The sequence below is a fragment of the Bradyrhizobium sp. genome (genome assembly GCF_019242285.1).
Lineage (GTDB): Bacteria > Pseudomonadota > Alphaproteobacteria > Rhizobiales > Xanthobacteraceae > Bradyrhizobium.
In genome coordinates this window covers 1-2190 of sequence record NZ_JAFAVV010000285.1, presented here as the reverse complement: position 1 = coordinate 2190, position 2190 = coordinate 1, and the positions used below count along the sequence as shown (strand labels likewise).

Here is a 2190-nt window from a genome sequence, read left to right as displayed (position 1 = left end):
TTCTGAGTGTGAAATTACACTTCATTAGCCGCATTTGCAGTTCGTTGGCAAGCCACCCCTTTTTCAGTCTGGGTCTTTGTCCCCTGCTTGCACGGCGAAATCGCAGCTGAATTCCCTGCTCTGCCGATAGCGTTCCCTGCTAGGGCGTGCAGGGAATTTTGGTGGCAATTCTTTGGGAACGTGCAGAATGTTACCCTCGGAAGGTCCTTAGCGAACGCAGGAAATCAGCAAATACGCTGCTAAATTCCCTGCAGGCAGGGATTAAGAGGCCGAGACCGGTTCGCTCGCGACTGCGCGGCGCACCATTCACCCTGAGTAGAAGTTGCCAGATGGCACGTGGGTCACCGTGCCTTCGTCGAAACTGAGTCCGGGCGGATCGCCGCCGGCCGCCACCATCTCCAGCGCGCGGCGGAGCATGCGGCGCTGCAGCCCGATGCCCTTGTCCGAGGTGACCAGGTGCTCCTCGCTGTGCAGCGAGACCGGGCCCTGCCCGGCCTGCGCCTCGTAATCGCCGGGCTGGTCCTGGCGTTCCTCCAGCGTGCGCTCGTGCCACGGCTTGAAGTTTTCCGCCTCCAGCCCGCGCATCGGCCGCTTGCCGTCGGGGGACCTGGGCGTGCGCATCGCCATCAGGATGCGGCTGTGGGTATCGTCGACCGGCACCGAGATGCCGATGCCGTTGGGTCGTCCCGCGCGCATGGCGACGTCGGGCACGAACATGATGTTGGGCATCATCCAGGTCGACACCCGCTCCTGATGACGGCCGTCCGCAAGGTCGCGGTGCGCGCGGTAGATCACCCCGCCGGCGATCTCCTCGAACTCGCACTTCGGCATGACCTCGAATTCGCGCACGAACTGGGTGCCGGAGAAGGTCGTGTGCAGCACCTGGACGTGGAAGGGGTCCATCACGTTGTCGTTCATGTGCAGCCACGAATAGGGCACCACCTCCGGGCCATTGATGTCGCCGTGGCTGCCGAGGCTATTGTCGAACGCCAGGTAGTCCTCGCCCTCCTCCAGCGGCTCCATCGCATCGAAGCGCGGCATCGCCGGCATGCGTTCGGGCGGGCCCATGTAAGCCCACACGAGGCCATAGCGTTCGGCCACCGGGTACCACGGCTGGCGGTGCTCGGGCCGGCACTGGCGCGGATTGGGCTCGCACGGCTGCTCGATGCACTGCCCATCCACTGCGAACTTCCATCCGTGGTAGCAGCAACGAATCCCGTCCGCCTCCACATGGCCCCAGATCAGGCTCGTGCCGCGGTGCATGCAGCGCGGGTACAGCAGGCCGGGGCGGCCCTCGCCGTCGCGGAAGACGATCAGGTCTTCTCCGAGGATGCGAACTTCCCTGGGGCGCGCGGTAACGTTGCGGCTGGCCAGCACCGGCTGCCAGTATCGCCGCATCAGTTCGCCCATCGGCGTTCCCGGCCCCACTTGCGTCAGCGCCGCATCCGGATGCTGCGAGGGCCGGCCGTAAGCGGTGCCTTGGGGGATATCCCGGGCCGCGGGTCTCGGCCGTTCAACGGTCGCCATCTGACATTCCTCTTCCGCTGCGCCGCTGAGCGGGCGCTTGGGCGCCATGCTAGTCCACGGCAGCCCCCGGCGCAATTTAACTGAGGCAACCGATTCTTAGGACTTTTGAAAGCATGATCGCGGCCCATCCGAAGCGAGCCGTGCGATGCTGCCGTTGGCCACCCAGATCCGCCTTGAGCTGCCCTCCACCGAGCGGCGCCGCAAGCCCCGCCATCCCTTGGCCCTTGAAGTCTCCGGACCGACGCGCGCGATCATCGAGAACATCTCCGAAACCGGGCTCGCGCTGCGGACCAGCGCCGTGCTCCTACTCGGCGAAACGGTCGAGCTCGAGCTCCCGATCGCAGGGACCGTCACGGCAAGGGTGGCGTGGGCCGAGGACGAACTGTTCGGCTGCGAGTTCGCCGACCCTATCGGCAAGGGCGCGGTCAGCGCCGCGCGTTTGCGCAGCCCGTTCGACGCGCCCGCCGCCACCGCCCACGAGGTGCTCGTCTGGACCCGCGCGGAGCCGCACGCGCACTACGGCGTGGCGATGGGCGTGATGCTCGCCTTCCTGCTCGTCGCCGCGATGTTCGTCGCCGCCATGATGACGGCGCCGATCGCGATTTCCTGACCGCTACCTGGCCACTTCCGCAGCGAGCATCGCCGGGCTCGGCGCCGCGGTGT

The 2190-nt window shown here is 66.3% G+C and carries 2 protein-coding genes; one reads left to right on the top strand and one right to left on the bottom strand.

Going from position 1 to position 2190, the window contains the following annotated elements:
- Positions 1-306 precede the first annotated feature (306 nt).
- Positions 307-1410: a Rieske 2Fe-2S domain-containing protein gene (locus JOY90_RS10950; protein ID WP_291691154.1), complete on the bottom strand. Its 1104-nt coding sequence runs from the start codon at positions 1408-1410 to the stop codon at positions 307-309.
- A 262-nt stretch (positions 1411-1672) separates the two neighbouring features.
- Between JOY90_RS10950 and JOY90_RS10945 the strand changes: the two genes are divergently transcribed.
- Complete coding sequence (locus JOY90_RS10945; protein ID WP_291691153.1) at positions 1673-2137, top strand: PilZ domain-containing protein; 465 nt, start codon at positions 1673-1675, stop codon at positions 2135-2137.
- The last annotated feature ends 53 nt before the right edge of the window (positions 2138-2190 follow it).

Bases quoted from the DNA above. Each gene is read 5' to 3' on its own strand.
- JOY90_RS10950 (WP_291691154.1), bottom strand. From the start codon at position 1,410: ATGGGCGAACTGATGCGGCGATACTGGCAGCCGGTGCTGGCCAGCCGC.
- JOY90_RS10945 (WP_291691153.1), top strand. From the start codon at position 1,673: ATGCTGCCGTTGGCCACCCAGATCCGCCTTGAGCTGCCCTCCACCGAG.